The sequence below is a fragment of the Bacillus sp. 5mfcol3.1 genome, from assembly GCF_900114335.1.
GTDB classification, from domain to species: Bacteria; Bacillota; Bacilli; order Bacillales; family Bacillaceae_G; genus Bacillus_A; species Bacillus_A thuringiensis_S.
The window spans coordinates 1-2,037 of record NZ_FOST01000054.1 but is presented as its reverse complement, the minus strand read 5'-3'; the positions used below and the strand labels follow the sequence as shown (position 1 = coordinate 2,037).

Sequence of the window (2,037 nt, the reverse complement as noted above, 5' to 3'; positions counted from 1 at the left end):
ATAATGAAGAGATTAATCTTCAAATGAAGCAAGCTGAGCTTGATCAGAAGATGGCAGATATGCGTTATGATCAAGGGAAAAAGAAGATTGATTCGCTTAAGAAAGAAATTAAGAAGGTGAAAGATAGCGGAGCTGGGAAAGAAGTAACAGATCCGATGGAAGAGCAAGTAAGTGAGTTAGAAATAGCGCAAAAAACAACTGACCTTGAGAAAGAGAAAGGGAAGTTACAGAAAGAAGAGTTAAATAAAAAGCAGAAAGAGCTTACGATTTATAGTAATTTTGCTGGTGTTGTTCAAAAGTTAGATAAAGATGCGGCGCAAAGTTCATCTCAAGCGTTAGGTGGACAAGGGAAGGCATTTTTACAAGTTGCTTCTAAAGACCCGTTCCAAGTTCAAGGGACTTTAACAGAGCTTCAGAAGTCACAAATCCAAAAGGATCAAACATTCACTGTAACTGCGAAAGCAAATAATAAGAAGAAGTGGACAGGTAAGATTACAGAGGTAAGTGAATTCCCAACGAGTGCAGAGATGGGTCAAGCTGGTGGTGTAGGTGAAGCAACTCAAAATATGTCCCAATATACATATAAAGCAAGTCTTGATAGCCAAGACGGTTTATCTCCAGGTTATCATGTTTCATTACAAGTAAACTTAGAGAATAAGACGATGATTGCTGTTCCAAGTAAGAGCATTGTAGAAAAAGACAATGAAGCATTTGTTTATATAGAAGAAAAAGGAAAGCTTCGTAAACAAAATGTGAAAAAAGGTGCTACTGATGGAGATTGGACAGAGATTACTGAAGGCGTAACAGTGGGGCAAAAGGTAGTTAAAAATCCTTCTGACAACGTGTATGACGGAATGGAAGTGCAAAGGAAATGATTACGTTAAATAATATTTCTAAAACATATTACCAGGGAAAGCTGGCTGTGCCAATTTTACATGGTATTAGTTTAACAATTCAAAGAGGCGAGTTCGTTTCTATTATGGGACCGTCTGGTTCTGGTAAATCAACGCTTATGAACATTATTGGTTGTTTAGATCGTCCAACAGAAGGCAAATATATTTTGAATGATGTGAATATCTTAACGGCAGATGAGTCAAAGCTTGCTTTAATTCGTAATGAATATATTGGATTTGTATTTCAGCATTTTAACTTATTACCTCGTCTTTCCGCAGTAGAAAACGTTGAACTTCCGCTTATCTATGGAGGTGTGAAGAAATCAGAACGCCGTCAAAGAGCGCTTGAAACACTTAGTAAAGTTGGTTTATCAGACAGGGTTCATCATTTACCGAGTGAGTTATCGGGTGGACAGAAACAACGTGTAGCTATTGCAAGATCGATTGCGAATAATCCAAGGTTTATTATGGCTGATGAGCCGACGGGTGCGCTAGATACGAAGTCTGGTGAGCAAGTTATGGATATTTTTACGAAGCTTAATGCAGAAGGTACGACGATTGTTATGGTTACACATGAAGAAGAGGTAGCTGAGTATTCTTCAAGACGTATTTTGTTAAGAGATGGGAAAATCACAGAAGATAGAAGGTGTGCAGTATGAGTTTATTAGATAGTATAAAAATTGCTTTATCTTCTATTTTAGCTCATAAATTACGCTCAGGTCTTACAATGCTTGGAATTATTATTGGTGTAGGTTCTATTATTACCGTTGTTGCGATTGGGCAAGGCGGAGAAGCTTCATTAAAATCACAATTTGTTGGTACGGGTAGTAATATGATTTCTGTTAATTATAGTACTGATATAAACGATTCATTTGATATGAAATCAGAAGAAAAGCCAAAGTTGACAGAAGAAGATATTTTTGAAATAAGAAAAATCCCTGAAATCTTACATGTAATTAAGATGAATTCAAGTATGGAGACATTGGATATAAATGATAAAAAAGATTTGGTAAATGTTAAAGGATTAGAGGAGGAATATTTCGTTGCAAATAAAGTGAAATTGTTAAAAGGACGTTCTTTAAACGATGTGGATATTGAGCAAGGAAATAATGTTATTATGATTAGTTCGGGTGTAGAAAAAAAA

Annotated in this window: 3 protein-coding genes; all 3 read left to right on the top strand. The window is 35.9% G+C overall.

Annotated elements, in window-relative coordinates; genetic code table 11:
* Positions 1-875 (top strand): efflux RND transporter periplasmic adaptor subunit (locus tag BM089_RS30360; RefSeq protein ID WP_090979210.1); only part of this gene is annotated, 875 nt, incomplete at its 5' end.
* Positions 872-1,552: an ABC transporter ATP-binding protein gene (locus tag BM089_RS30355; protein ID WP_026565832.1), complete on the top strand. Its 681-nt coding sequence runs from the start codon at positions 872-874 to the stop codon at positions 1,550-1,552. The genes BM089_RS30360 and BM089_RS30355, both read left to right, overlap by 4 nt.
* Positions 1,549-2,037: ABC transporter permease (locus BM089_RS30350; RefSeq protein ID WP_139213368.1), on the top strand; the 489-nt coding region annotated here is incomplete at its 3' end. The genes BM089_RS30355 and BM089_RS30350, both read left to right, overlap by 4 nt.

Excerpts from the sequence above, each read along its gene's own strand:
- BM089_RS30355 (WP_026565832.1), top strand. The coding sequence starts at position 872 with ATGATTACGTTAAATAATATTTCTAAAACATATTACCAGGGAAAGCTG.